The following is a 24,069-nucleotide window of genomic DNA, read 5'->3' on the forward strand; positions in this document are numbered from 1 at the left end:
GACGTCATCGATATGCTCGGCGCAGCAATCCAGCGGTTCGCGATGGTACTCGCACTCGTCGGCGGACTCGGCGAGTTGGCCCTCGGTACCGGCGCACTTCTGTTGGTCCTGGCGCTTCCGGTCGGCATCGTTGGAGTCGCTCTCGAGCTATCCGAATTTCACTATTTCCGCACGGAAGGGCGCAGGTAGCGAGCGGTGAGATGGGGACGGGACGTGCCGGCAGCCGCGACGATCCGTCCGCCGTGGTCGGAAAGGCTAATCCGGGCCGACCCGTTTCACACACCTATGAACGGCGCTCCCGTCGATCAATCGAACTCGTTCGAGCGAACCGGAGGACACCCATGAGCACGCCGAGTGGCCACCGTCCATGGCAAGACGTCCGCGAGATTCCATCCCTGTTCGAGCAACTCGAGGCCGACGGCGGGATCGCCATACTGGACCTGCTCGAGCAGTTGAACGCCCACAACGACCTCGGAATCGACGCCGACGGTGTGGTTTATCACGACCGCGGGATTCGTGTTCCCGGCCACGACGCGACGTTCGTCCACGAGCCGACTGGCTCACGGGGTCGGCCCGCATTCAGCGTCGAACTCAATACCGTCGGGCCGCGCAACTGCTGGGCGAAGTTCGACAACACGAACTCGTGGGATGTCTACCTCCTGCGCACGCAGGGGCTGGCAGCACTCGCCTGGCTCAGCGACGAGGAGTACAAAGTCGAGGAAGCCGATCAGTTCGAGACAAAAGTCGACGCCGTCGCATCCGGGCGCTTTTCGTTCGGACTCTTTCTCCACGGCGGCGAAGACTGGGACGAGCAAGTCGAACGGATGCGCAAAACCAACGCGCCCGCATACCTCCAGGGCGAAGACGGCCGCGTCATGATGCCGTCGACCCAAAACGAGTTCTACCAGTACGTCGATTCGACGCCGACCGAGTTCCGCACCAGCGGCGGAAACGCCCCCTCGTATCTCGGGATACTCGAACTCGAGATTTCGATTGACTAGCGCTCTCAGTCAGCAGTCCTGATTCAGTTCACGCTTGCGCTCGAGTCGCTGACAGCCCTCAACGAGTGAATCAGGCAGGTCCGGCGCAGCGGACTCGAGGGTGGCGAGGACCGTGCCAATTTCGGCAAATCGCGGGCCTCGCATCGCGATGAGTGGGTCACGCTCCCACTCGATGAATCCTCGATCAGCCAGCTGTGGCAGGTGACAGTGGATAAGCTCCTGTCGAAGCGCAGTCGGATCTGGTGGGACGGTTGGACTGATTGCACTCTCAGGAAGTGGGACGGATGCCTCCGGCGGGGCCTCCAGCAGCGAGAAAATCAGTTGCCGCCGTGGCTCTGCTTGTGCTGCTTCGAACACCCGGTCCCAATTCTGAATAACTCGCCTCCCGTTTTCGAATCGTGGCACCGACATACGCCACCTGTTCCACACACCCATGCTAAGGTGTTTCGGATGGAAATTCGTTTCATGGCTAAATCATCATATTGGTTGGTGAGGGGCCCGAATACGTTCGGTTCGAGAACTTTTGCTGCGGCATCTATGCTGATACACTCTGTGACAGAGTAGAACGGTTATAGAGTAACAGAATGAGCTGATGTTATTAATACAGAACAATGGGCGTCATACACTCACTATTGTTCTACGTATCGCTATGTAGTTGCAGTCAAAACAGACCGACTCGAGATCGACGACACAACAGTGCCGACCAGACATCGGGCAGACTCACTGTTCGAGCCCGCATACGGTTGAACCGCGCTGACTTGTTTTATCTGGCACTCACAGAGTCACTCTCTGTCGACCCCCACCCCTCGAGCGTGTAGGCCATCTCCCAGAACCGATGCTCGAGGTTTGCGCTCGTCAAAAACGCCTCGCGCATGGCCTCGTGTTCGCCGGGATAGCGCTCGCCACAGCGGTCGACGAACTCGCGACACCACGCCGTCGCATCGCGGAACTCTTCGCCGGTGTACATCTCGATAAAGGGCGTGTACTGATGTTCGCCGTCAGCCAACTCGGCCATGTGCTCGCCCACGTCGAGATAGCCCTGCATACAGGGATAGAGCGCCGCCGCAATCTCCGCGAGTGATCCCTCGTAGGCCGTCCGAACGAGGAAATTCGTGTAGGCGACACAGGTCGGTGCTTTCTCGACGGCCTCGAGTTCCGCCCTCGAGATGCCGTAATCAGCCGCGAACTCGCGGTGGAGGTCCATCTCGTGGTCGAGCACGTCGTGGGCGACGCCGAGCAGTCGCGTCATCGTCTCCTCGTCGCGGGCCTTGACGCCGGCGAGCGCGAACAGCCGCGCGTAATCGAGCAGGTACCGATAATCCTGTTTCACCCAGTGTTGGAACGCCGCCTCGTCGAGCGTCCCAGCGGCGAGTTCTTCGACGAACGGATGTGCCTTCTGTGCCTCCCAGATCGATGCGCCGTCTGCGAGTAGGTCGTCACTGAACGCCATCAGTGGGCTACTCGAGCGCCTCGAGTGAATTATAACTGACTACTATAATCGTCTTATCGAGTGTTGCGTGCAGTGACAGCATAAACGAGTGCGCTCTGCCGGCAGGTGTCTTTTGCCCTCACGTCGTGTGTCACGTGTGTGTCGAGTCTCACACTCGTCGTCCTCGTGACGCTGGCTGCCGGCTGTGCGACCGGCCTCGGTGCACTCCCGACGCTCGTCACGGATCGCGTCAGTCACCGAGTCTACGACGGCGCACTCGGCTTCGCCGCCGGCGTCATGGTCGGGGCCGCGATGTTCGCGCTCGTCGTCCCCGGCCTCGAGTTGGGGACGCCGCTCGAGGTCGTCGTCGGAATCGGGCTTGGTGCGGGCTTTCTCCTCGTGACGAACGCGCTCCTCCCGCATCTCCACCTCCGATTTCGCGGCGGACAACTCGAGGGAACGGCAGCGCTCGAGACCGAGGCCGACGATGGGGCAGCGCCGGCGACCGCTGACGACCGCCGCCGGGCACTCCTGGTCGGCAGCGCGGTGACGATTCACAACGTCCCCGAGGGCCTCGCCGTTGGGATCGCATTCGCCAGCGGCGAGACCGGACTCGGGATTGCAATCGCCACCGCCATCGCCGTCCAGAACGTGCCCGATGGGTTCGCAATGGCAGTCCCCGCCGTCCGTGCTGGTCTCTCGAAGCCGAAAACGATCCTCTATACGACGCTCTCCGGTGGGATTCCGGAGCCACTCGCTGCCGCAGTCGGGTTCACCCTCGTCGGCTTCGTTACCGGACTCTTCCCGCTCGCGGCCGGCTTCGCCGCAGGCGCGATGATCGCCGTCGTCTTCCGCGAACTTGTCCCCTCGAGCCACGGCCACGGCTACGCCGACACGGCGACGGCAACCTTTATCGCCGGCTTCGCGCTGATGCTCGTCGTGGATACGGTACTGGCGGTCTGAGACGTGTGCGAGAGCGGTCAAAAGAGTGCCGCCACCCGTGGCCTTTTCTTACTGATAGGCTAACACGTCACTATGACGTTCGTCTCAAAACTCCGTAACCGGGAGTCACTCGTTGGAACCTGGGTCGCGCTGAGCGATCCCGCAATCGCTGAACTCAGCGCCAGCCTCGCGTTCGACGCGGTCGTGATCGATGGCGAACACTCGACGAACTCCCTCGAGACGATCACCGAAATGGTTCGGGCGGTCGACGCTGGGAGCGCCGACCGCGAAGTCGGCTCTATCGTTCGCCTCTCAGAGAACGACGCGACGGAGATCAAGCGCGTGCTCGACTCGGGCGTCAGCGGCGTCATGGCCCCGATGATCGACTCAGCCGACGACGCCCGCGAACTGGTCGAGGCCACGCGCTACCCGCCCGACGGCGTTCGGGGCGTCGGCTACGGTCGCGGCACCGGCTACGGCGAGGCCTTCCCCGAGTACCTCGAGCACGCGAACGACGAGATCGCGACCATCGCCCAGATCGAAACCGAAGCCGGTTTCGAGAACGTCGAGGAAATTGCCGCCGTCGACGGCCTCGACGGGCTCTTCGTCGGTCCTGCCGACCTCTCTGCCGCGCTCGACATGTTCGGCGAGACGGAGAGCGATGGTTTTCTGGCAGCTGTTGATCGGGTGCTCGAGGCCGGCCACGCAGTCGACAAACCCGTCGCAACGCTGGCGTTCGAGGAGGCAGAAATCGAACGCTGGGTCGACTGCGGGTTTGACTTCGTCTTGGCCGGCGTCGACATCGACTACATCCAGGCGGGCGCGACACAGGCGATTACGATGTTCGAGGACGCACTCGATGGACACGGCGGTGTGTGACTGGGCGGTCGTACGACCATCTATCGGGTTACGTCGCTCGAGCGAGCTCGACGACGAATATCGTTCCCGTCGGGTCGTTGTCTTCGGCCCAGACCTTGCCACCGTACTGAGAAACCAGCGTCTGAACGAGATAGAGGCCGATTCCTGAGCCGGGACTCCCGAGACTTTTCTCACCTTTTCCGAAGATCACGTCCTTCTGCTCGTCCGGGATTCCGGGCCCGTTGTCAGCGATCCGAACGACGGCGGTATCGGTACGCACCTCACAAGAGAGTTCAACGACAGGGTTGTCTTTGTCGTTATGTTGGACGGCATTGTTCAACAGATTTCGAAACACCGAGGTAAGCATCCCATTGGCAGCAACCTCGATGTCGGGAAGAGAATCGTCGACATCGAACGTCGCCTCCGGGAAAGACTCTTTGCGAAGCGCCAGTTCCGACTCGAGGACTGAACACAGTGAAACCGATTCGACCGTAAGTTCGTCGTTGGTCGACAGCGTCTCGACATAGTCACGAGCGATTTCAGTCACCTCAACGATGTGTTTGCCGCTCTCGAGGATGTGCTGGAGGGACGGCTCTCCGTCGTCGTCGACGTGTTCCTCGAGCATTTCGGCCCAGCCAAGCATAATAGCCATATCGTTTCGAACGTCGTGGCGGACGACCCGATTCAAGATCTCGAGTTCCTGTTCCCGATGCTTTTGCTCCGTGATGTCCGTACAGATGCCGACGACTTCGGTGATCTCTCCGTCACGATTTTGCAGGACAATCTGATGCGTTAGCACCCACCGGATCGAGCCGTCCGGTCGAATAACGCGGCCCTCGTATGTCGTATTAGAGGGCTCGCGGTTGGATGATTCGATATTTGCGCGCACACGCTCTCGGTCATCGGGGTGGATGGATTCAAGCAATTTACTCACGTCTTCTTCGACCTCCGCTGGCGGAATCCCCCAAATTTCCTCGAAGCCGGCGCTGATGTAGTCGAACTCGCCGGGTGTCGTCACCGTCCAGAGCGCAACCCCCTCGAGGTGATCAAACAGGGTGCGGAAGTTACGGTGATTGCCGAGCGAAGAATTACTCATATCCACCGATCTATTCATCGACGGGTAAAACTGGCTGCTACTCCCACGCTGTGGTTATTCAGGTAAGTACGTTGGATCGGTTCTCCACTTAAAATGAAGGTTCCGATCCGTTGACCGTTAGAGTTGCTTGCTCACGTACGGTCCGTCCTGGTGGTAGCCCAGTTTGTTACGGTAGTACTCCCGCGCGCCGATCCCCGAAATTACGCTGACCTTATCGTAGCCGGCGTCGGCAGCGAGTGATTCGGCTGTTTCCATCAGGCGACGGCCGTACCCCTGGTGTTGATGCTGGCCCGATTCGCCTTCCTCACCCATCGTCACCTCACCGCCGTAGACGTGGAGTTCGCGGATCAGCGCCGCGTTCTCGAGTTCCCGCCGAACCGGGTCGTTCGGGAACCGAAGCCGGCAGAAACCGATCAGGAGGTCTTTCTCGAAGTCCTCGACGGAGATGAAGTGTTCCGTCCCGCCGCAGGCGTCGTAGGTCATGACGTCGAGTTCGATGTTTTCGGGTTCCTCGTCGTTCATCCCGGCCTCGCGACAGCGGATACAGTCACAGGTCCAGTCGTGGTCTTCCATGCGCTTTCGGGCCAGCTGTCGGAGATTCGACTTCCAGACGCCGGCGTCGATGTAGTCCGCCGGAATGTCACGCTGGACGCGCTGCAGTCGCGTATAGCGCGGAATCATATCCTTGATCTCGGCGACCAGTTCAGCGGCCTCCTCGTTGCCAAGTGGGTCGTACTCGCCCTTGTGCCACCAGTCGTACGTTGCCGTGCCGCGGACGATCAGCGTCGGGTAAATCTTGAGGTAATCGGGCTTCCACTCTTCCTGTTCGAAGATGCGCCGGAAGTCCTCGAGACACATCTCCTTGCTCATCCCCGGTTGGCCGGGCATCATGTGGAACCCGACCTTAAAGGCCGAGTCGCGTAGGCGCTGGTTGGCCTCGATTGAAGCCTGTGCGCCGTGACCGCGGTGCATTTCTCTGTTTATGCGCTCGAAGGTGGTCTGGACGCCCACTTCGACTTTCGTCCCGCCGAGATCGAGCATGCGGTCGATCTGTTCGGGATCGCACCAGTCGGGTTTCGTCTCGAACGTCGTCCCAATATTTCGAATGTCGTTCGTCTCGTTCTCAGTGATGACGTCCTCGAGGTACTGCCACTCGTACTCCTCGCGATCCTGTGCGAAGCTGACGCCTTCGGCCGGTTCGGGCTCTTTGTCCACGTCGAAGTCGTTCATCGCCTCGAGTGCGCGCTTGACGAACCACTCCTGATAGTCGTGGCTGCGGGCAGTCATCGTCCCGCCCATCAGGATGAGTTCGACCTTGTCGACTGGATGGCCGATCTCTCGCAACTGCTCGAGTCGCAGCGTGACCTGCCCGTAGGGGTCGTAGTCGTTCTGGACGCCGCGGGCGGCCGCAGGCTCTTCGCCCGTGTAGCTCTGGGAGGACGAAAACTCCGAGTCGGGCCCGCCAGGGCAGTAGAGACACTTTCCGTGGGGACAGCGTTCGGGCGAGGTCATGATCGCGACCGGCGACACGCCGGAGGCGGTCCGGACGGGCTTGCGCTGGAGAACCTCCTCTAAGACCTCGCGGTGTTCCTGGGCCGCGTGATCGAGGAGTTCGGAGTTCTTGGGCACTTTGGGTGCCGAGTGCTCTGAACAGGCCTCGAGTTTGGCCTTCTCGACGTCGTCGCGTTCGATCTCGCCCGCGAGGATCCGCTCGACGAGCGTCTCACAGACCTGCCGGAAGGCTTCCGTCTCGGTGGGATCGTCGGAATCGGGCGTCTCGGTACTCACTACACGTCTTTGGACGCGCGGCGCGAATAAGCGTGTCGGACTCTCGAGGCACAGACGGGGTCCTGTCAGTCAGTTCCGGCACAACCGCGACTCGGCGGCGGGTGCGCCGGTATATCGGTACAGCAATCCGTCTCAAGTGTCGTACTCGAGCGAGCGGTCTCGTTGTTCGTTGCGTTCGCTGGCCTGCTCACTCTGCGTACCGTTCTGGGTGTGCCACTGCTCGACATCCTCGAGCGATTCCGTCTCGAGTAAGCGCTCGAGTTTGCGTTCGAACTGGTCGTCGGTGATCTCGCCCGCGGCGTAGCGTTCGCGAAGCGTCTCGAGGGCGTCGCCGGGCGTCGACTCGCCTGCGGTGCTTGGTTGTGTCTCGGCCGACGCGGTTTCGCGCTCGCTTGCGTCCTCGCTCTCGCCGGTTCCCCACCAGTCGTCCCAGGATTCCTCGTCCCACCACTCCGCTCGATCCGCCTCGTCACCGTACAGGAGGGCCACGACCGGGATGACAACGATATATCCGAACAGCAGTATCGGCAACCAAAGGTTGCTCCCGCCTATTAGGAGTGCAATCCAGAGCCCTGTGACGACCATCGACGCGATCTCCGTGGCGTTTTCGCGAAACCGACTCGCCGGATCGTCACTCATACGGTTTCAAACGACAGACAGGGCGAAAGCTGTTTCTACTGGACTCGGCCCCGAGTCGCCTCGAGTGCGCCACTGGGCGTTCGAAAGGAACTGGTTCGAACGAGCGTCGCCACTGGACGGTTGAACGGTCGAGAGGAACTGACTGGACTGGCGTCCGGTCGTCGTGCTTACGCGAGCGTCTCGCCGAGTGCCTCGAGTGCGGCCGCCTTGACGGCGTCGCGTTCGCCGGGGAGGAACTCGAGGTGACCGTCCTGGCCGCCGACAACGTGGCTGCCGGCATCAGGAACGCGGTCGGCGACAGCGTCGCCGAGATCGCGGACGTTCAGCGAGTCGGTTGCGCGGACGTGCAGTTCGTCGTCACCGACACCGAGGGTGACGGCCGACTCGTCTTGCTGGCGGTGCAGTTCATCGAGCAAGAGCGTCGTCGTCGGGAAGTTGTACCGATGCGTGAACGCGCCGGTGTCGAGGACGGCGACCGAAATGCCGTCGACGTCTTCCGTCGTCATGTTCTCGCGAGCCGTCTCGAGTTCGGTCTCGAGTTTCGCGCGGAACTGCTCGGAGACGTGGGCTGCGAGGTCGCCATCTGCATCGCCGTCAAACAGCAGGTCAGCAACGAGTTCACGTTTGTCCTTGTAGGACTGGTAGTACGCCTCGAGTGCGACGGCTTCGCGCCGGTCGCTGAGTGCGGTCTCGTCGTAGCCAGCCTCGGTCGCGAGGTCGACGTATGCCTCGGGGGTGTCCTCCCAGTAGCTGACAGCGGGGAGGTGTGCGAGGTCGTCGCGAACGTCGTCGTTGATGTGGGCCGCGACATTTGCGCCAAGTGCCGTCGAGGTGACGTCCGAAATGTCTGCGCCCGCAAGCGATGGCGCGGCGGCGACGGAGACGGCATCGACGATTGCATCGTCGGCATGACTGTCGTCGATGACTATCGACTCGGCGTCGTAAATCGAGAGCAGGTCGTAGCCGTCGACGGACTCTTCGGTCGAGCCAGCATCGACGAGGACGACCAGCGGCAGTTGCTCGCCGTGGCGGTCGCGTGCCTCGAGCATCGAGGTCACGTCGTCGGTTGCGGTGTCCATGCCGTAGACGCGCCCGTCGAGTGGGCGGCGCTCGAAGTAGTGATACTGTGCGTCCTCGCGGGTGTGTTTCTCGCGGATCAGCGGCAAGACAGCGCGTTCGATGGCCGCGCCAGCGACGTAGCCGTCGGCGGTCGCACTGTGGCGGACGACGACGGGGCGCGCTTCCATGACTGCGCGCCGAATCGCGGTCGCAGCCTCGACGAGTTCGTCTTCGACAGCAGCGACGGTGTCGTGGGCTGCCAGCAGCGAGACCTCGGTCGGTCGGGCTTCCGCTTCGATTGCGCTCTCGAGGCGGTCGACGACGGTGTCGCGCTCGTCGTCCGCGAGGACATCGAGCGATTCGGTTTCGATCTGGAGGTCGCCGTTGTGGCGTTCGACCTCGCCCTCGAGGGCGACGACATCGTCGAGTTCGACGTCGGGGTAGGCGCGGACGCCGGCTTCCTCGAACGCAGCACATTCGACGGTGCCGGACTCATCGCGCAGTTCGAAGACGGTTGGGCCGCTGGTCTGGCGGATGCCAGTGATTTCGCCCTCGAGACGGACGATGCTCCCGATCTGGTTGTCGATTGCGCCGACGGTCGTTCGGTTGAGAGCGGGTTCGTCCGCAGTGGAGTCGTCGGCGTCGGTCGCGTCCTCCGCTGACGGGGTGGACGCAGCAGACGATTCGGTTGCGACGGAGCCACCGGAGCCGCCGGAGTTGCCGGGATCTGCAGCCGCCTGCAGGTCGCCTGCATCTGCGTCAGCGCTGGTATCGGCCGGAGCCGAGGTGTCCGACGCGTCTGGCGTGTCTGCGTCAGCGGTTGTGTCGTTAGTGTCCGCATCGGCGTCTGCCTCGTCGGCCTCGTCGGAATCGGCTTCGTCGGGGAGCAGTTCCTCACTGCCGGTATCGACGAGTTTGCCGCGGAACTCGCGTTCGCGCTGGCGGATCGACCAGCCGAGGTCGATGTTGCCGTTGTCGCGGACGTCGAGAACCTGGACGAACACATCGTCCCCGGGTTCCCAATCGAGACTTTCGAGTCGTTGGTCGAGTTCGCTTCGGTGCAACAGGCCGGTGACGTGATCGCCGACATCGACGAAGACGCCGAAGTCAGCGTAGCCATCGACGGTCCCACGGTAGTACCGTCCGGGAGAGAGCTGCGAGGCAGACGAGCCGGTAAACTCGAAGACGGCGTCCTCCTCGTGACTCTCGCAAATCTTCCCGTCGACAGCTGTGCCGCAGATGATACAGTTACCCATCTACTCGGTTCAAGCAGGTTCGCCCTAAAACGGTTGTCGAAATGTCTTCGCGCCGCAGCGACGACCCATCGGTCCGAATCGATCACTCAAACGCCGGCGATTCCGCCTCGAGCGTCTCGATGTCGTCTGCGAGTTTTCGGACCTGTTCGGGAAAAAGCGACACCTGAATTTCGTTGCCCTCCTCGTCCTCGAAGACGAGTTTGGCGCGTTTGTCACCGAACTCACGCGCTTCCGCGTCCTCGACATCAAATAGTTTGACCGTTGCCGACTTGTTCTTCGGGCCGACGTTTTTGATTCCGCCATCGTTCAACTCGACCATGAAGTCCTCGAGTGTTAGTGCAAGCATGAAGCCTCGTACGGTCCCCGAATAAAAAACGTCGTGGCATTGGCTGCTGTGAGTTGGACCCGAACAGAGAGTCCCGAGAACCACAAGAGCACCCGCGGTCACCTACTTTTAAGGCCGTTTCGAGCCAATCGAACACACGCTATGGAGCTTACTTGGTACGGTCACTCGACGTGGCACGTCACCGTTGGGGAGACCGAATTGCTGATCGATCCGTTCTTCGACAATCCGAAGACCGACCTCGAGCCATCAGACCTCGAGACGCCCGATTACGTCCTGTTGACACACGGCCACGCCGACCACATCGCCCACGCCGAGGCGTTTGCCGAGGCGACGCTAGTTGCAACGCCCGAACTCGTCTCCTACTGCGAGGCGGAGTTCGGCTTCGAGGACGCCGTCGGCGGGATGGGGATGAATCTCGGGGGCACCGTCGAGTGTGGCGACGCGACGGTCACGATGGTTCGGGCCGACCACACGAACGGCATCATGACCGAAAACGACCAAAGCGGCGGCATGCCGGCTGGGTTCGTCATCGCTGACGGCGACCCAACCGCCGACGACTCGACGACGCTGTACAACGCCGGCGACACCGCTCTGATGTCCGAGATGCGCGACGTCATCGGCGACTATCTCGAGCCCGACGCAGCTATCGTGCCGATTGGCGATCACTTCACCATGGGGCCGGAGCAAGCCGGCGTCGCCGTCGACTGGACCGGCGCAGCGCATGCGTTCCCACAGCACTACGACACCTTCCCGCCGATTGAACAGGACCCCGCAGACTTCGAGGCCGCCGTCAGCGACGCCGACGTTCACATCCTCGAGGCTGACGAGCCGTTTGCCCTCGAGTAACGACGTTGCGCGTCCCGCTCGAGTTTCGAGGAGTCACTACTCGTCGGAGCATGTCGCCTGCCGTGACCCCGTTTTATCATCCTGTATTCTTGCTCGACAGACCGTCGTGCTGGTGAGAACAATGTTTAGGTCCCTCCCTGTGGACGCTCGGAGTGCTATGTCGAAACAGGTCACGACAGTCTCCGAGGAGGGCTACAGCGCCACGAACGAAATCCGCAACTTCGAGACGACAATCGACGCCAACGGCGAGGACGCACCCGACACGCTCGAGAGTTTGCTCGCCGCCTACGCCTCCTGTTACGTCCCCGCGCTCCGAGTCGCGAGCAAGCAACGCGGTGTCGAGGACCTCGGCGCCATCGAAATCGACGTCACTGGCGACCTCAACGACGACGACAAACTCGAGTCGATCACGTTCGATATCCACCTCGAGGCGGACGTCGACGACGAGCAGAGCGATGAAATCCTCGAGCGAGCGAACGAACTCTGTAAGGTCCACGATGCGCTGAAGTCGGAGCTGTACGCCGAGATGACCGTCGAAGGCACCGCCTGATCGTCGACTCGACCGTGGCGGTGCAACTGGATAGCGATTCGAGGAGTCCAAACTGCCATACTTCTCCGTCACGTCCAACAAGAGGTGACCCGAACGAGCGCAGTCGTGGCAGTCGCACTCCTCGTCACCCTCGCGGGCTGTGTCGGCGGCCTCGGAATCGAAGGAGTCAGCGACGAATCCGACGAGAACGGCGCAGACAGCGCGCTCGAGGTCGACACGGGCGCCCTCGAGATTCGGCATCTCGATGTTGGACAGGCTGACGCGACGCTGGTCGTCACTCCCGACGATGAGACGATACTGATCGACTCGGGTGACTGGCGCGCCGACGGGAGTGGCGTTATCGACGCCCTCGAGACACAGGATATCGACCGACTCGACCATCTAGTCGCGACGCACGGCCACGCCGATCACATCGGCGGTCACGCGGCGATTATCGAACACCTCGAGACTGAGGGCGAGGGCGTCGGCGCGGCCTACGACTCGGGTGTCGCCCACACGAGCCAAACCTACGATAACTACCTCGACGCCATCGAGACCCACGACGTCCAGCTATTCGAGGTCCAGGATGGTGACGACCTCCCACTCGAGGACGAAACGCTCGCGGCAACCGTTCTGAACCCGCCAGCAGGCGACTCCGGTGACGACTTGCACTCCAACAGCGTCACACTTGTCCTCGAGTTTGGCGACTTTGCGTACCTGACGACCGGTGATGCCGAAGCCGATGCCGAACAGCGACTCGTTGACGACCATGGCGAGGCCCTTGCAGCCGACGCCTATCAGGCTGGCCACCACGGCTCGTCAACCTCCTCGACTGAGCCGTTCCTCGACGCCGTCGAGCCGGAAATCGCCGTCATCTCGAGCGCACTCGAGTCCCAGTACGGACACCCACACGATGAGGTTCTCGAGGACTTTGATGACCGCGACGTTGACACCTACTGGACGGCAGTGCATGGCGATATTACCCTCACAGTCGAGCAGACAGGCAACGGCACAGACGTGAGTGTAACGACAGAGCACGACGCCTCGAGCGACCCTGCAGCCCTGCTCGACCGTAAGCACGAGGCGACTGCAGAGGACGACGGCTCGGCATCGCTGCTTGAGCCGCGTCCACAGGACGCACTCGCAGCACCCGGAGCGCTGGTCAGTACATGAAGACGACCTACACTGCCGTCCTCGACCGGATCGTCGACGGTGAGACAGCCGTCTTCTTGCTCGAGGACGATGGCGAGGTCGTCGACGAGCGCACGGAACCCATCACGGCGCTGCCGGCGGGGGCAACGGAAGCGGCACACGAGGGGGCCGTCTTCGAACTGACGTACGAGGACGAGACGCTACTCGAGGCAGTTCCAAAACCGGCGGCTGAACGCGAGCGTCGGGAACGAACACAGGATCGATTCGACCGCCTCTCCGAGCGGTTGCCGGGTAGTGACGATGAAGAGAGAAACGAAAGTGGTGGATAATCCACGTCACCGGGGAGGTGGGGTGGGGTGAGGTGGTGGGATGACACTCAGCGGAACGCGGGCCGGGGAAGCCACGACGCCCGCTGCACATGATTCATCAGTTTCGATGATAATAGCCATACTGCCAAATCATATTGGCATCAGACGGCGACCTGAGCCGGATCTTCCCGTCATATGGCGGGTTGGGCCGTCTTCGGGCCATCATGTACAGACCGAAGTCGGTTGTAATCTAGTGACGACACGAGTAACGTGGCGTCCATCACCAGCGGCAGGGATCGATGTCGGCAACCGACAGATCGAGTTGCACTCGAGTCGTCGACTCGAGTGTGAGGCCATGAAGCGTTGTTCCCTGGCTAATGGACCACGATTCCTCGAGTGGGTCGGAGTCGTCGAACTCGATCTCGAGAGTGTACTGACCGTATCGATGCCACGCTTCGGGAGCAGTCTCGCTCTCGCCGACGGACAACTCGAGGCGGTCGTCGCGAATCGTCTCCGGGTCGCCATCGTTGCCCGGTGGCTGGTACGTGACTGTGATCGCGGCATCAATATCCTCGCCGGTTCGATTTCTGATCGGGAGTTCATGGTCGCCCTGTCTCGGGATTGACTCCTCGAGGACGAGCGTGGTGGTCTCGTCGTCCGCGTCGATTCGGGGCTCGACGTACTGCCCGGACACGCGGATGTGGGTTGTGTTCGGTCCCATCACCTCCTGCAGTCTGAGGTCACCAGGTGTCTGATACTGGCCGGACTCGAGAGCAGTCTCGACTTCCGAGACAACAGGGTTGGGGAGATTGCCAGCGAGAATAATTGATTGACTGCAGTCGTCGAACTCGGCCGGGCGAGTGCGAGATGTTGGCGTCGAACACCCCGCAATTGCACTTGCTGTGGTCGCACTGACCGACGCGAGAACCGCACGTCTGTTCATACAACCTGCGTACTTTGCTGACATATATGTTTTCTCCCGCCAGCACCGCAGTACCGTCAGCGCCGCCAGTATTACTGCCAGCGGCGTCTGGGAGGGAAACCCTGATACACACACCGGCCGAATCCGGGAGTATGAGCGACAGCAACTGGACGGACCGGATCGTCGGTGCGCGAATGAGCGTCGACCAGGAGTTTTCCTCGCGGATCGCCCAGTCGGAGCTCTCGAGTCAGCAGTGGAGTCTCGTAATGACGGCAACCGAACTCGAGATCGACAATCCCGATGATCCTGAAAACGCCCAGATGGTGGCGAACACGGACAAGTTGGATCAGATCATGCCCGAACTCGAGAACATCGAGTCGGGGATGGGTGCGATGGGTGGCGGTGGCGCTGGCGGAGCCGGATCGAGTTCCGGTTCCTCGGGCGGTCTCGTCGATTCGATCAAGGGTGCCCTTGGGCTGAGCGGCGGTAGCGGCGTCGACGACGCGAAACGCGATGCGGCCGAACAGCTCACAGCGGAGTATGCCGACGAGCTACAGGCCCAGATCAAATCGAACGGGCAGTGGAACTCGGTTTGTGAGGCCGCCGCGAGCGAGACCAGCGACTAACGCCGATCTCAGTCGCCCGCGTGAAAGAGCGTCAGTTCGCCCGTCTCGTAGATATTGAGCAGTTCGGTCACCAGTTCGTCGTACGATTCGTCTTCGATTCGCAGGCCGTCTACCCGCTCGACCGTTTCGCCCTCGAGTTCAATCTGAGATATGGCTCCACTCGAGTTTCGCTTTCGAGAGGCAAAAACGCCGCGGGGAAACAGGCGTTTTACTGCCTGAAACATACCGTAAGGCGAGTTTCAGGAAATCCGTCGAAAGCCACAGCATCTTTACGGACGCTCCCCAACCGTAGGGGTATGTCCGACGACGTAGACACAATTACGCTCTCGATTGAAGCCGACGACGAAACGACCGACGACGTGACCATCCCGGCCGGCCTCGTCGACCTCGTCGCCGAAGGCGACCAGACCACCGCCGAAACCGTCGGCGACATCGCGCTGCTGTCGTTCGCCAGCCGCGCCCACCACATCGTACACCACGGCCAGGACACAGACGAAGACCTCGAGGCCCAGGAAGCGCGCATCATGGATCTGTTCGAAGAACGCTTCGGCGTGACGTTCGGCGAAGCGACCGGTCACCAGCACTAAGCGGGCCGCTTTTCGTCGTTCTGATTTTCGGAGAAAATTGGTGCCCCGAGGCTGTGTGGTAGCTACGTGAGCGCAGCCGTTGGCTCGTTCGTCTCAGCCGGTTCTGTCGACTCGTCTCCTGTCGGTTCGTCAGCGTCCGGTGAGTTGTCGGTGTCACCCGGTTCTCCGTCAGTATTGTCCGTCTCACTGGACTCATCGGGGTCACCCGTCTCGTCGGTTTCATCCAATTCTGTCGTCTCGTCGGACTCGTCCGTGTCGGTTTCTCCAGTTTCGTCTTCGTCACCAGTTACCGGCTCGGTCTCGTCAGTCTCCGTCGTCTCGTCAGCGTCGGCCTCTGTCGTCTCATCAGTTTCGTCAGCGTCGTCGACTCCAGGCACGTCCGGATCGGCAAGCCCTTGGACCGTCGCCGTCCCGGCATCGTCCTCGGTCGCAATTTCGTGGACCGACTCCCCTTCTTCCGCTTCGGACGTGAACTCGAGCGTTTCGGTCTCGCCGCCCTCGAGGTCGAGTTCCATCTCGTCGACGAGGTCGTCGTCGACGCTGTAAGTGACGGTCTGGGTTCCCTCGAGGTCGCCGACGTTCGTGATGTCTGCTTCGACGGTGACCTCCTCACCGACGGAGGCGACTGGATCAGCGAAGACGAAACTAACTGCGAACTCGGCGACCTCACCGGCTTCCTCGACTGTCACCGGCACCTCGTCGCTGTCGTCTTCGCTCGCGACGACTGCGGTGTACTCATCCGGTTCGATCTCGTCCGTGTCAGCGGTCAACGTCACCGACTCAGTCTCGTCGCCCTCGAGTTCGACCGTCTGTGAATCCACTTCGAGATCGAGTTCGGCCAGCGAGAGCGTGACGTTCTGCTCGCCGGCTTCGTCGCCGATGTTCTCGATGTCGGCGTCGACCTCGAGTGCGTCACCCTGCTCGACGGGCGAGTTCGTCTCGGTGATCGAGACGCTGTAGTTTGCGGGGTCGTCCGTGTCGATCTCGCCCGCTGGCTCGGTTTCGGCGGTGAGTGGCTCGTCGTAGCCGTGGTTGGTCATATCGACCTCCCAGACGAGTCGTTCGTCGTCGGTTTCGGGCGTCCACAGGGCCGTGAACTCGTGCTCGCCGGGCTCGAGTCCGCCGACTGGCTCGTCTTCGGTCGTTCCCTCGACGTACTCGCTGATGACCGCGAGCGGCTGGTCGTTCGGGTTATCGTAGCCGAAGGTCACGTCGATCCCGTCGTCATCCTCGAGCGGTTCAGTTTCTTCGACGCCGATGTCGGGCTGTTCGGGCCGGATCTCCTCGAGACAGGTCTCAGAATCCGGGTGTGGGTGGTCGATGCCAGCGACCGGAATCGCTTCGTCCGAACTGATGCCCGTGATCGCGGTGCCGAAGTCGCCGTAGTCGTTGACGCCGACGGTCACTTCGTCCTCGCCGGTTTCCGTGACGCCATCGTCGGCGTCGATGTCGAACACAATCGTTCCGATAAACGGTGCCTCGATGTCGTCGCCAACGGTGATGAAGTCCTCAATGATCGTGTTGCCGTAGCCGGCAGTGTCGTAGAACCCGGTGCTGGCAGCGACTTGCTCGCCGTCCTCGAAGTTGCCGGTCACCTCCGCTCGCGTGCAGTCGGTGAACTCGACCATGAACGTCGGATCGACCGTGTACTCGAGCGAGTCCGCAGCCAGCGTCTCGCCCTCGTCGGTCGACTCGAGGGCGACGTCGACCGTCGCATTATCCGTCAGCGGCTGCTCGAGGTCGACCGTTTCGTTGTTCAATCCGGTATCGGGCGCGAACGGCTCGGTTTCGACCAGTTCCGTCTCGTTGGCCGTCGCCGTCAGCATGTACTCGACCGAGGCGTTGGTCTCTTGCACCGTCAGCGTCTGTCCGTCGCCGGTCTGGTCGGTCACGTCGAGGACGGCGTCGGTTTCACCGGGATCGTCGGGGTCGTCAGCGTCCTCGAGCGTGTACGTAATCGTCTCACTCGCCAGCGTCTCGTCGTCGTCGCTGGCGCGCACGGACACGTCGACCGTCGTCTCGTCCTCGAGTGCTGGCTCGAGGTCGATCTCGAGGCCGGTCACGGGTTCGTCCGCATCGAACGTCTCACTGTCGACGCGCTCGCCGTCGTACTCGGCCGCGACGGTGTAGTCCTCGCTCGCGTTCGCCTCGTCGACGAGAAGCGTCTCGCCGTCACCGGTCTGGTCGCTCACCGAGAGCGTTGCCTCGGGATCCGGTTCTGGGTCGGGGTCTGGCTCCTCGTCACCGACCGTCACGAACGCGCCGTCGAGAACCGGGCCACCGCTTGCGGTGACGTACGGCTCGTCGTCCGCGCCGTCGCTCTCGACGTACTGGAACGTCTGGTCGTCGGTCGTATCGTGATGGACGACTGCGACGAGCGGCTGGCTCTCCTCGAGCGACTCATCGAGGCCGATCTCGAGATTCTCGTGTTCGCCGCTCTCGAGGTAGTCGGAGACGCCGATGACCGCTTCAGGGTCCACATCGGTTGCGACACCGTCGTAGATCGCGACGAAGCCGCCCTCCGAGAGGTCGACGCTGTCGACGACGACGCTCTCGCCGTCGGACTCCTGATCCGCGAACGTGATCGAGGCTGTTCCCTCGAGTTCGTCGATCTCCTCGATTGTCTGGGTGATCTCGATTTGGACGTGCTGGACGATCTGCGTGACGTCGTCAGTGTCCTCGCTGACGGCGTACGCCGTTGCATCGGCCGCAGTGTCCTGCGTGAGAATCTGCAGTTGCGTGATGCTGATCTGCTGGTACTGGATCGCTCGAGCGGTCTCCTCGCAGGCGGTCTGGGCCGCCGTCTGAATCTGCGTGACCGTCGCCTCCTGATGCTGGACGAGCGCGCCGCTCGAGGCACCGTGGGCGAGCGTCTGGACCTGCGTGACGTCGACGACCTGCGTCTGGGTGACCGCACCCTGACCAGCGCCGTATGCAGCGGCCTGGATTTGTTCGATTTCGATGACCTGGTGCTGGATTGCCGATTCAACTGCCCCCTTCGAGGAGCCAAGCGCAGCGTGTTGGATCTGCGTTACCGAAACCTCCTGATACTGGGTGAGGCTACCCTGTGCAGCCCCGTCAGCCGCCGCCTGAATCTGCTCGACGCTCGCCGCTTGGCTCTGGGAGATCGACCCCTTCGAGGCACCGAAGGCCGCTTCCTGAATCTGGGTGATCGAAATGCGCTGGACCTGCTCGACCGTCACCGACTGGACCTGTGTCAGCGAGCCTTTGCTCGCCCCGCGGGCCGCGGACTGGGTCTGCTCGACATTCACTTCCTGGCGCTGCTCGAGTGCACCTTTCGCCGCGCCCGTCGCCGCCTTCTGGATCTGCTTGATATCGACGCGCTGGTGCTGTTCAACCTCGACATCCTGGGCCTGCTCGAGTGCCGCCTCAGTGCTCCCCTCGAGCGCACCAGCCGAGGCTCCCGCTGCTGCGTGCTGGACGTGCTCGAGCGTGACCTGCTGGCGCTGCTCGACAGTGATCTTCTGATACTGCTCGAGGACGCCGTAGGCTGCACCTTGTGCGGCTTCCTGAATCTTCGGCGTTCGCTCGATGTCACGCTCGCCGGCTTCGCTCGCCGCACCGGCGGCCGCGCCGTAGGTTGCAACCTGAATCTGCTCGACAGTCACGCGCTGTTCCTGCGCGAGCGCACCGTGGGTCGCGCCCCAGGTGGCACTCTGCATCTGGGTCGCGGTGACCGTCTGGTGCTGGGCCAGCGCGCCATCAGTTGCGCCACCGACTGCGTACTGGACCTGCGTCGCGTTCACCTCTTGCTCTTGCATCATCGAGCCGTGGACCGCCCCTTTCGTCGCCTCCTGGACCTGCTCGGCATCGGCTTCTTGATGCTGGCTCGCCGCGGCACTCGCCGCCTCGAGCGCCGCTGCGTGCTGTTCCTGCGTCACCTCGACACCTTGGGACTGAGCAAGTTCGACACCCTCCTCGACACCGGCTTCGACGGCGTCAGGAACGTCGGGGTCATCCTGCGTGGCTGCCGCGTCGGTCTCAGCTGTGTCGGCATCCGCCTCTGCGTCTGTGTCGTCCAATCCGATTGGCGACTCGAGTGCCAGTACCTCGACATTACCCTGACTGGTCGTCTCAGGGGTCGACTGGTCGTCGGCTCCGTCGCTACCGTCATCGTCGCCGTCCTGTTGTGCGTCAACGTCCGTCAGCACAGTCTCGTCGTCTGGCGTCTCCTCACCGTCGGCAGTGCCGTCCGCGAACGGGGTGACCCCGCCGCCGAGCAACGGCAACGCGACGACGCTTGTGATCATCAACGCGGCGATCAGCACGACACCGAGTGCTCCCTGTTGCCACCTCATAGGCCACGCCCACCGGCACTCGCCACAGTTGATCCAGCCAGTTGCTGGTCGCGTTCTGGTCGCATCCACGCGGGTCGCGCGCAGTGTGATTCCTCCTCAATCGAACCGTCCCATCCCACGCCATAGCACCGCTGTTTCGCCCCCGCGTCGCAATACCATCGGTCGTCAGCAGTTGCACTACCGGATTGCATTGGTTTCCGACCACGGGACCGAATCGACGCATAAACACGCCGGTCGTTTCGGTTAGCCAGCGGATACAATCCCGTATTACTCACCGTTTCGCCAGACTGAACCGGCCTCAATCGACCGCACAGTGACACCTCGAGCGCTGTCGCTGCCCGCGGCCGGCCAGCCTCGAGTAGCCACGTACGTGAGAGGAAGCCCGGTGTTTCGGCGTGTATATCCACCGCAGGCAGCCGTCTCCTCGAGCCACGGATTACGATATCACTAGGTTCGTAAACCGATGTTTTGATTACTGTTTACGAGCGAGCGTCTGGCATGGCAACTGACCAGCAGTCGGTCGACCTCGTCGAGGGCGATGTCGTCCGCTCGTTCGCACGCGCAGCGCTGCTCGCTGTGCTTATTGGCGCATCTGCGCCCGTCGCAATACCAATTGGGCCGGCACCGATCACGCTGCAAGTACTGTTCGTCTTCCTCGCTGGCCTCGTACTCGGCCCGCTGTGGGGAAGTTTTTCGATGGTACTCTATCTCGCCGCGGGCGCGGTCGGCGTTCCGGTCTTCGCGGGGATGGAAACCGGCTTTGGCGTGCTCGTTGGTGAGACGGGCGGCTACCTCTGGTCCTACCCCATCGCCGCGGGTCTCATCGGTCTGTTCGTCCACCGCGGCACGGACCTGCGCGACCCCGCTGAACAGCCACTTATCCTCGTCGTCATCGCGCTTCTTGCCGGGCTGGTCGTCATCTACGGCATAGGCGTCAGCTACATGGCCCAGGTGCTCCGGCTGGACCTGTGGGAGGCGCTCCTCGTTGGGATGATCCCGTTTATCCCCGGCGACCTGCTCAAACTGGCCGCCGCAATCGCTATCGTCAAAAGCGGCCGGCTCAACGTGGCCAACTAGTCGATGATCGAATTCCGATCCGTCTCGTACGCCTTCGGCGACGTGCCCGTCCTCGAGGATCTCTCACTCGAGATCGGCGACGGCGAGTTCGTCCTCCTCGCGGGCGCAAACGGCAGCGGGAAGACGACCCTGTTGCGCCACTGTAACGGCCTGCTCGAGCCCGATTCGGGAACCGTCGTCGTCGATGGCACGCCAGTCGCCGACAACGTGGTCGCCGCCCGCTCGAGTGTCGGCATGGTCTTTCAGCACCCACGTGATCAGTTCGTCGCCGCGACCGTGGGTGCCGACGTCGCCTTCGGCCCCGAAAATCTCGGCCTCGAGTGCGACGAGATCGACCGACGCGTCGAAAATGCGCTCGAGGCGGTGAACCTTGCGGGGCGCAAAGCCGAGCGCATCGACGCACTTTCGGGCGGTGAGCAGTCTCGCGTCGCCATCGCTGGCGCGCTCGCGATGGAGCCGAGTCACCTCGTCCTCGACGAACCCTTCACCGGACTCGACGACCCCGCCCGCCGATCCGTCCTCGAGCGCCTCGAGTCGCTCTCGGCCGCGGGAACCGGCGTCGTGCTTGCGACACACGACCTGCGTGACGTGTTCTCCCTTGCGGACCGCGTCGTCGCCATGCAGGCGGGACAGGTCGTTGTCGATGACGCGCCGACGCGGGCACTCGCCGACCTCGAGTCACTCGCGATCCGGATTCCGGAAACTACCCGCGAACGATGTTGACCTACGAACCCGACGACACCCTGGCTCACCGGCTCGATCCGCGCGCAAAACTCGCGGTCCAGATCGGGTTCGCCACAACAGCGCTGGCACACACTACGATCCCAGCACTGGCCGTCCTTTCACTGCTGACGGCCGGTATCCTGTACAGCACGCGCGTCCACCTCATTCGGACGCTCGTCGCCTTCCGATTCGCGCTCGCCATCCTCGTAATTGCCCCGCTGATCGCCGCGCTCACACTCGGGCCAACCTGGATCGACTGGGCCGACGGACAAGCCTCCCTGCAGGCCAGTTACCGCGTGGTGCTCATCCTCCTCGTCAGCGCCGCCTACGTCCGCTCGACGCCGATCCGGCACTCGAGAGCCGCGATCCAGCGGACGATTCCGGGCAAACCGGGCCAATTACTTGGCATCGGCATCGCGCTCGTCTTCCGATTCCTGCCGGTGATTCAGCGCGACATCACAACCATTCGGGACGCGATGGCTGCCCGACTTGGAACCGAACGGAGCGCACTCGAGCGCGCTAGCACGCTCGGCATTCGCAGCCTTGCGCGAGCGTTCGAGCGAGCTGATCGGCTCTCGCTCGCCCTGCAAGCGCGGTGTTTCGCCTGGAATCCGACGCTTCCGCCGCTTGCGTTCTCGAGGCGTGATTGGGGCGTGCTCGTCTTCGCGTTGGCGCTCGGGCTGACAGCAGTGCTGTGACCATGACCCCGCGAGACCTACACCGACGAAAACGGCACCTGATCGCTGCTCGAGTCGCCCTCTGCCGTCGCCTCGAGACCGGCAGGAGGCGGAACGTCTTCGGGAACATCGAGTTCACGGTCGAAAAACGGCTGGTTCGCTCGAATCCGGTCTTCGTCCCACTCCCACCACTCGAGATCGAGCAGTCGCTCCCTGATATCGTCGGGAAATCGCCATTTGATACGTTCGGCCGGGACGCCGGCAACAACGGCGTACGGCTCGACATCATCAGTGACGATTGAACCGGCACCGATCACTGCCCCGTCGCCAATCGTGACGCCCGAGAGGACAACCGCACGCGCCCCGATCCAGACGTCATTGCCGACCGTAATCGCCCCATTCGAGGTGACCTCGAGCCCGCTGTCGAGAACTTCGTCATACAGTCGAATCTGTAACGATGGCTGGTCGAGCTTGTGGTTTGTCTCCTGAAAAATGCAATCTCGAGCAATCGCACAGTAGTTGCCGAGCGAGACGTCCCCGATTAGATCGCAGTTCGGCTCGAGGTTCGTGCCTCGTCCGACAGTCACATCCCCGCTGAGTACACAGCCCCGACTCAACCGCGTCCGAGGGCCGAGATCAATCGTTCCACGAAGGAGACACCCCCTCGAGAGTCGTGCAGACGGGGCCACAGCCAACTCGAGTGCGTCAGTGTGTCGGTTGAGTACGCCGTGGATTGCGCTCGGGTAGCCAAGCACTGACAGCGCCCGGTTCATGACGGTCTCGAGGCTCACAGTTAGGAAACGGCCCAACAGCCTGCGCTATATAGTTCACTGAATTGAATCATACACTCGGTTACTGTGATTGGTCAAAGGCACTCCATACTCCGTAGTCAGCAGGCGTACATTCAGATAGCGTCTTCTTACAGCGATCTACTGGGGGCGCGGTCGCCCGTCTCAGATGTGCCAACAGTTCGCCGTCTGAGCGCGGAGACAGGTCACACGCTGTATCCGGGGCATAAAATTAACCGCTCACCGTGGAGGGACCGACTGGGCACACAATGAGTCACGATCCATCAACAGGAGACGACGCCGATAGTGACACGCTCGTCCACGACGAGTGGCCACTCGACGACTACGAGGCCCCCGACCGCGAACCGACCTATATCGGCATCATGAACCCCAATGCGGACCAGAAATCGACGGCGCTCTTCTACGACGACCGGACGGATACCGTCTTTCAGGCCGATGTCGAAGAAGAATCCCAGCGATTCGTCACCCGCGACGACAGCGAACGAAGCCTCGAGCCGACGGACACACTCGGCGAAGTCCTCGAGGACGTCGGCGACCGCCTCGAGTGGGACTCGCTGTCGGCGTTCGGTCGCGAGCAGTTACAGAGCGATGACGAACAGGAGTCAGAAACGGACGCCGCCAGTCCTGATTCGATGACGTTCACACAGAGCAACGTCAGCGAAAGCGCAGCCCACGACCTCGAGTTCTCGGGGTCATATCTGTACCAGGGCACAGACCAGGAACTCACCGTCGAGCGTACGTTCGAAATCACACTCGACGACCCCACGAACCCACACGGTGCCGTTGCAGTCGTTATTGATCGGTTGTTAGACACGGGTGCCGATGCTGGAACTCTGGACACCGACGCCGACATACTCGAGGAATACGAGCGGACGTTCGAAATCGACCTCGACGCAAGCGATCCCGACCGGCAACTCGAGACCAGAATCGAACAGGCGTGTAAAGACTGGCACGCAGCCCACGCTGACCCAACGGCGTGACTACGACGGTTCGAACGTCACGCTCGATGTACTCGTGAGAGGTGCGAACAGAGATCGGCCCCAAACTGGCGATGTCACACCATCGTCCCAGACAGCGGAT

Annotated in this window: 25 protein-coding genes; 14 read left to right on the top strand and 11 right to left on the bottom strand. The window is 62.1% G+C overall.

The features are described from left to right. Positions 1 to 12: 12 nt before the first annotated feature. Both B2G88_RS19400 and B2G88_RS02880 read left to right on the top strand, forming a co-directional pair. Positions 13 to 189 (top strand): hypothetical protein, encoded by a 177-nt coding sequence (locus tag B2G88_RS19400; RefSeq protein ID WP_176393163.1) that lies wholly within the window; start codon positions 13 to 15, stop codon positions 187 to 189. A gap of 152 nt (positions 190 to 341) precedes the next feature. Then, positions 342 to 1,001 carry a hypothetical protein gene (locus B2G88_RS02880; RefSeq protein WP_054863030.1) on the top strand — a complete coding sequence of 220 codons (660 nt, stop codon included), beginning with the start codon at positions 342 to 344 and terminating at the stop codon, positions 999 to 1,001. A gap of 9 nt (positions 1,002 to 1,010) precedes the next feature. Here B2G88_RS02880 and B2G88_RS02885 read toward each other — a convergent pair whose 3' ends face one another. Further along, positions 1,011 to 1,412: a hypothetical protein gene (locus tag B2G88_RS02885; protein ID WP_054863049.1), complete on the bottom strand. Its 402-nt coding sequence runs from the start codon at positions 1,410 to 1,412 to the stop codon at positions 1,011 to 1,013. Positions 1,413 to 1,764: 352 nt separating this feature from the next. Continuing rightward, positions 1,765 to 2,451 carry a thiaminase II gene (gene tenA / locus B2G88_RS02890; RefSeq protein ID WP_054863031.1) on the bottom strand — a complete coding sequence of 229 codons (687 nt, stop codon included), beginning with the start codon at positions 2,449 to 2,451 and terminating at the stop codon, positions 1,765 to 1,767. 138 nt (positions 2,452 to 2,589) lie between these two features. On the opposite strand from tenA, the gene B2G88_RS02895 reads away from it, so the two are divergent. Together B2G88_RS02895 and B2G88_RS02900 are read left to right on the top strand one after the other, a co-directional pair. Beyond that, positions 2,590 to 3,393: a ZIP family metal transporter gene (locus tag B2G88_RS02895; RefSeq protein WP_087713916.1), complete on the top strand. Its 804-nt coding sequence runs from the start codon at positions 2,590 to 2,592 to the stop codon at positions 3,391 to 3,393. 72 nt (positions 3,394 to 3,465) lie between these two features. Continuing rightward, the gene (locus tag B2G88_RS02900) at positions 3,466 to 4,251 is read left to right on the top strand and encodes an HpcH/HpaI aldolase family protein (RefSeq protein WP_087713917.1); all 786 of its coding nucleotides are present in this window, start codon (positions 3,466 to 3,468) and stop codon (positions 4,249 to 4,251) included. A gap of 28 nt (positions 4,252 to 4,279) precedes the next feature. On the opposite strand, the gene B2G88_RS02905 is transcribed toward B2G88_RS02900, so the two are convergent. The 5 genes from B2G88_RS02905 to B2G88_RS02925 form a co-directional block, all read right to left on the bottom strand. Beyond that, positions 4,280 to 5,326 carry an ATP-binding protein gene (locus tag B2G88_RS02905; RefSeq protein ID WP_087713918.1) on the bottom strand — a complete coding sequence of 349 codons (1,047 nt, stop codon included), beginning with the start codon at positions 5,324 to 5,326 and terminating at the stop codon, positions 4,280 to 4,282. Positions 5,327 to 5,443: 117 nt separating this feature from the next. After that, entirely contained in the window at positions 5,444 to 7,114 is a 1,671-nt protein-coding gene (locus B2G88_RS02910) for a tRNA uridine(34) 5-carboxymethylaminomethyl modification radical SAM/GNAT enzyme Elp3 (protein WP_087713919.1), read from the bottom strand. A gap of 132 nt (positions 7,115 to 7,246) precedes the next feature. Then, positions 7,247 to 7,753, bottom strand: a complete 507-nt coding sequence (locus B2G88_RS02915; protein WP_087713920.1) for an SHOCT domain-containing protein — start codon at positions 7,751 to 7,753, stop codon at positions 7,247 to 7,249. 167 nt (positions 7,754 to 7,920) lie between these two features. Beyond that, positions 7,921 to 10,068, bottom strand: a complete 2,148-nt coding sequence (locus tag B2G88_RS02920; protein WP_087713921.1) for a DHH family phosphoesterase — start codon at positions 10,066 to 10,068, stop codon at positions 7,921 to 7,923. A gap of 82 nt (positions 10,069 to 10,150) precedes the next feature. Beyond that, positions 10,151 to 10,414 carry a hypothetical protein gene (locus B2G88_RS02925; RefSeq protein ID WP_054863032.1) on the bottom strand — a complete coding sequence of 88 codons (264 nt, stop codon included), beginning with the start codon at positions 10,412 to 10,414 and terminating at the stop codon, positions 10,151 to 10,153. Between the two features lie 141 nt (positions 10,415 to 10,555). On the opposite strand from B2G88_RS02925, the gene B2G88_RS02930 reads away from it, so the two are divergent. The 4 genes from B2G88_RS02930 to B2G88_RS02945 all read left to right on the top strand — a co-directional run bounded on the left by B2G88_RS02930 (position 10,556) and on the right by B2G88_RS02945 (position 13,270). Continuing rightward, the gene (locus tag B2G88_RS02930) at positions 10,556 to 11,260 is read left to right on the top strand and encodes a metal-dependent hydrolase (RefSeq protein WP_087713922.1); all 705 of its coding nucleotides are present in this window, start codon (positions 10,556 to 10,558) and stop codon (positions 11,258 to 11,260) included. 157 nt (positions 11,261 to 11,417) lie between these two features. After that, a complete protein-coding gene (locus B2G88_RS02935) occupies positions 11,418 to 11,810 on the top strand; it encodes an OsmC family protein (RefSeq protein ID WP_087713923.1) in 393 nt (130 codons plus the stop codon). A 105-nt stretch (positions 11,811 to 11,915) separates the two neighbouring features. Further along, the gene (locus tag B2G88_RS02940) at positions 11,916 to 12,962 is read left to right on the top strand and encodes a ComEC/Rec2 family competence protein (protein ID WP_087714283.1); all 1,047 of its coding nucleotides are present in this window, start codon (positions 11,916 to 11,918) and stop codon (positions 12,960 to 12,962) included. Then, positions 12,959 to 13,270, top strand: a complete 312-nt coding sequence (locus B2G88_RS02945; protein ID WP_054863034.1) for a DUF3006 domain-containing protein — start codon at positions 12,959 to 12,961, stop codon at positions 13,268 to 13,270. Before B2G88_RS02940 ends, B2G88_RS02945 begins: the two co-directional genes overlap by 4 nt. A gap of 259 nt (positions 13,271 to 13,529) precedes the next feature. Here B2G88_RS02945 and B2G88_RS02950 read toward each other — a convergent pair whose 3' ends face one another. Beyond that, positions 13,530 to 14,192: a hypothetical protein gene (locus B2G88_RS02950; RefSeq protein WP_087713924.1), complete on the bottom strand. Its 663-nt coding sequence runs from the start codon at positions 14,190 to 14,192 to the stop codon at positions 13,530 to 13,532. A 131-nt stretch (positions 14,193 to 14,323) separates the two neighbouring features. On the opposite strand from B2G88_RS02950, the gene B2G88_RS02955 reads away from it, so the two are divergent. Continuing rightward, a complete protein-coding gene (locus B2G88_RS02955; RefSeq protein ID WP_087713925.1) occupies positions 14,324 to 14,797 on the top strand; it encodes a DUF5799 family protein in 474 nt (157 codons plus the stop codon). Positions 14,798 to 14,805: 8 nt separating this feature from the next. Here the strand turns inward: B2G88_RS02955 and B2G88_RS02960 are convergent, their stop codons facing one another. Continuing rightward, entirely contained in the window at positions 14,806 to 14,949 is a 144-nt protein-coding gene (locus B2G88_RS02960) for a DUF7557 family protein (protein WP_449406691.1), read from the bottom strand. Positions 14,950 to 15,093: 144 nt separating this feature from the next. Between B2G88_RS02960 and B2G88_RS02965 the strand changes: the two genes are divergently transcribed. Next, positions 15,094 to 15,384: a DUF7545 family protein gene (locus B2G88_RS02965; protein WP_054863037.1), complete on the top strand. Its 291-nt coding sequence runs from the start codon at positions 15,094 to 15,096 to the stop codon at positions 15,382 to 15,384. A 62-nt stretch (positions 15,385 to 15,446) separates the two neighbouring features. Here the strand turns inward: B2G88_RS02965 and B2G88_RS02970 are convergent, their stop codons facing one another. After that, entirely contained in the window at positions 15,447 to 19,703 is a 4,257-nt protein-coding gene (locus B2G88_RS02970) for a DUF7282 domain-containing protein (protein WP_087713926.1), read from the bottom strand. Positions 19,704 to 20,201: 498 nt separating this feature from the next. Here B2G88_RS02970 and B2G88_RS02975 point away from each other — a divergent pair, with 498 nt between their 5' ends. The 3 genes from B2G88_RS02975 to B2G88_RS02985 are packed head-to-tail and all read left to right on the top strand — an operon-like array spanning position 20,202 to position 22,201. Next, positions 20,202 to 20,780, top strand: coding sequence for a biotin transporter BioY (locus B2G88_RS02975; RefSeq protein ID WP_087713927.1), 579 nt, complete (start codon positions 20,202 to 20,204; stop codon positions 20,778 to 20,780). Between the two features lie 3 nt (positions 20,781 to 20,783). Next, on the top strand, positions 20,784 to 21,503 hold the full coding sequence (locus B2G88_RS02980) for an energy-coupling factor ABC transporter ATP-binding protein (RefSeq protein WP_054863038.1): 720 nt from the start codon (positions 20,784 to 20,786) through the stop codon (positions 21,501 to 21,503). Beyond that, positions 21,497 to 22,201, top strand: a complete 705-nt coding sequence (locus B2G88_RS02985; RefSeq protein WP_054863039.1) for an energy-coupling factor transporter transmembrane component T family protein — start codon at positions 21,497 to 21,499, stop codon at positions 22,199 to 22,201. Before B2G88_RS02980 ends, B2G88_RS02985 begins: the two co-directional genes overlap by 7 nt. Positions 22,202 to 22,218: 17 nt before the next feature. Here B2G88_RS02985 and B2G88_RS02990 read toward each other — a convergent pair whose 3' ends face one another. Continuing rightward, positions 22,219 to 22,971 (bottom strand): CatB-related O-acetyltransferase, encoded by a 753-nt coding sequence (locus tag B2G88_RS02990; RefSeq protein ID WP_176393164.1) that lies wholly within the window; start codon positions 22,969 to 22,971, stop codon positions 22,219 to 22,221. Between the two features lie 266 nt (positions 22,972 to 23,237). Here B2G88_RS02990 and B2G88_RS02995 point away from each other — a divergent pair, with 266 nt between their 5' ends. Next, positions 23,238 to 23,969: a hypothetical protein gene (locus tag B2G88_RS02995; protein WP_087713929.1), complete on the top strand. Its 732-nt coding sequence runs from the start codon at positions 23,238 to 23,240 to the stop codon at positions 23,967 to 23,969. Positions 23,970 to 24,069: the final 100 nt, after the last annotated feature.

It is taken from the genome of Natronolimnobius baerhuensis (assembly GCF_002177135.1).
In the GTDB taxonomy this organism is placed as follows: Archaea; Halobacteriota; Halobacteria; order Halobacteriales; family Natrialbaceae; genus Natronolimnobius; species Natronolimnobius baerhuensis.

Excerpts from the sequence above, each read along its gene's own strand:
- B2G88_RS02955 (WP_087713925.1), top strand. The coding sequence starts at position 14,324 with ATGAGCGACAGCAACTGGACGGACCGGATCGTCGGTGCGCGAATGAGC.
- B2G88_RS02965 (WP_054863037.1), top strand. The coding sequence starts at position 15,094 with ATGTCCGACGACGTAGACACAATTACGCTCTCGATTGAAGCCGACGAC.
- B2G88_RS02915 (WP_087713920.1), bottom strand. The coding sequence starts at position 7,753 with ATGAGTGACGATCCGGCGAGTCGGTTTCGCGAAAACGCCACGGAGATC.
- B2G88_RS02930 (WP_087713922.1), top strand. The coding sequence starts at position 10,556 with ATGGAGCTTACTTGGTACGGTCACTCGACGTGGCACGTCACCGTTGGG.
- B2G88_RS02985 (WP_054863039.1), top strand. The coding sequence starts at position 21,497 with ATGTTGACCTACGAACCCGACGACACCCTGGCTCACCGGCTCGATCCG.
- B2G88_RS02980 (WP_054863038.1), top strand. The coding sequence starts at position 20,784 with ATGATCGAATTCCGATCCGTCTCGTACGCCTTCGGCGACGTGCCCGTC.
- B2G88_RS02920 (WP_087713921.1), bottom strand. The coding sequence starts at position 10,068 with ATGGGTAACTGTATCATCTGCGGCACAGCTGTCGACGGGAAGATTTGC.
- B2G88_RS02970 (WP_087713926.1), bottom strand. The coding sequence starts at position 19,703 with ATGAGGTGGCAACAGGGAGCACTCGGTGTCGTGCTGATCGCCGCGTTG.
- B2G88_RS02925 (WP_054863032.1), bottom strand. The coding sequence starts at position 10,414 with ATGCTTGCACTAACACTCGAGGACTTCATGGTCGAGTTGAACGATGGC.
- B2G88_RS02935 (WP_087713923.1), top strand. The coding sequence starts at position 11,418 with ATGTCGAAACAGGTCACGACAGTCTCCGAGGAGGGCTACAGCGCCACG.
- tenA (WP_054863031.1), bottom strand. The coding sequence starts at position 2,451 with ATGGCGTTCAGTGACGACCTACTCGCAGACGGCGCATCGATCTGGGAG.
- B2G88_RS02905 (WP_087713918.1), bottom strand. The coding sequence starts at position 5,326 with ATGAGTAATTCTTCGCTCGGCAATCACCGTAACTTCCGCACCCTGTTT.
- B2G88_RS02995 (WP_087713929.1), top strand. The coding sequence starts at position 23,238 with ATGAGTCACGATCCATCAACAGGAGACGACGCCGATAGTGACACGCTC.
- B2G88_RS19400 (WP_176393163.1), top strand. The coding sequence starts at position 13 with ATGCTCGGCGCAGCAATCCAGCGGTTCGCGATGGTACTCGCACTCGTC.
- B2G88_RS02950 (WP_087713924.1), bottom strand. The coding sequence starts at position 14,192 with ATGAACAGACGTGCGGTTCTCGCGTCGGTCAGTGCGACCACAGCAAGT.
- B2G88_RS02975 (WP_087713927.1), top strand. The coding sequence starts at position 20,202 with ATGGCAACTGACCAGCAGTCGGTCGACCTCGTCGAGGGCGATGTCGTC.
- B2G88_RS02945 (WP_054863034.1), top strand. The coding sequence starts at position 12,959 with ATGAAGACGACCTACACTGCCGTCCTCGACCGGATCGTCGACGGTGAG.
- B2G88_RS02900 (WP_087713917.1), top strand. The coding sequence starts at position 3,466 with ATGACGTTCGTCTCAAAACTCCGTAACCGGGAGTCACTCGTTGGAACC.
- B2G88_RS02880 (WP_054863030.1), top strand. The coding sequence starts at position 342 with ATGAGCACGCCGAGTGGCCACCGTCCATGGCAAGACGTCCGCGAGATT.
- B2G88_RS02885 (WP_054863049.1), bottom strand. The coding sequence starts at position 1,412 with ATGTCGGTGCCACGATTCGAAAACGGGAGGCGAGTTATTCAGAATTGG.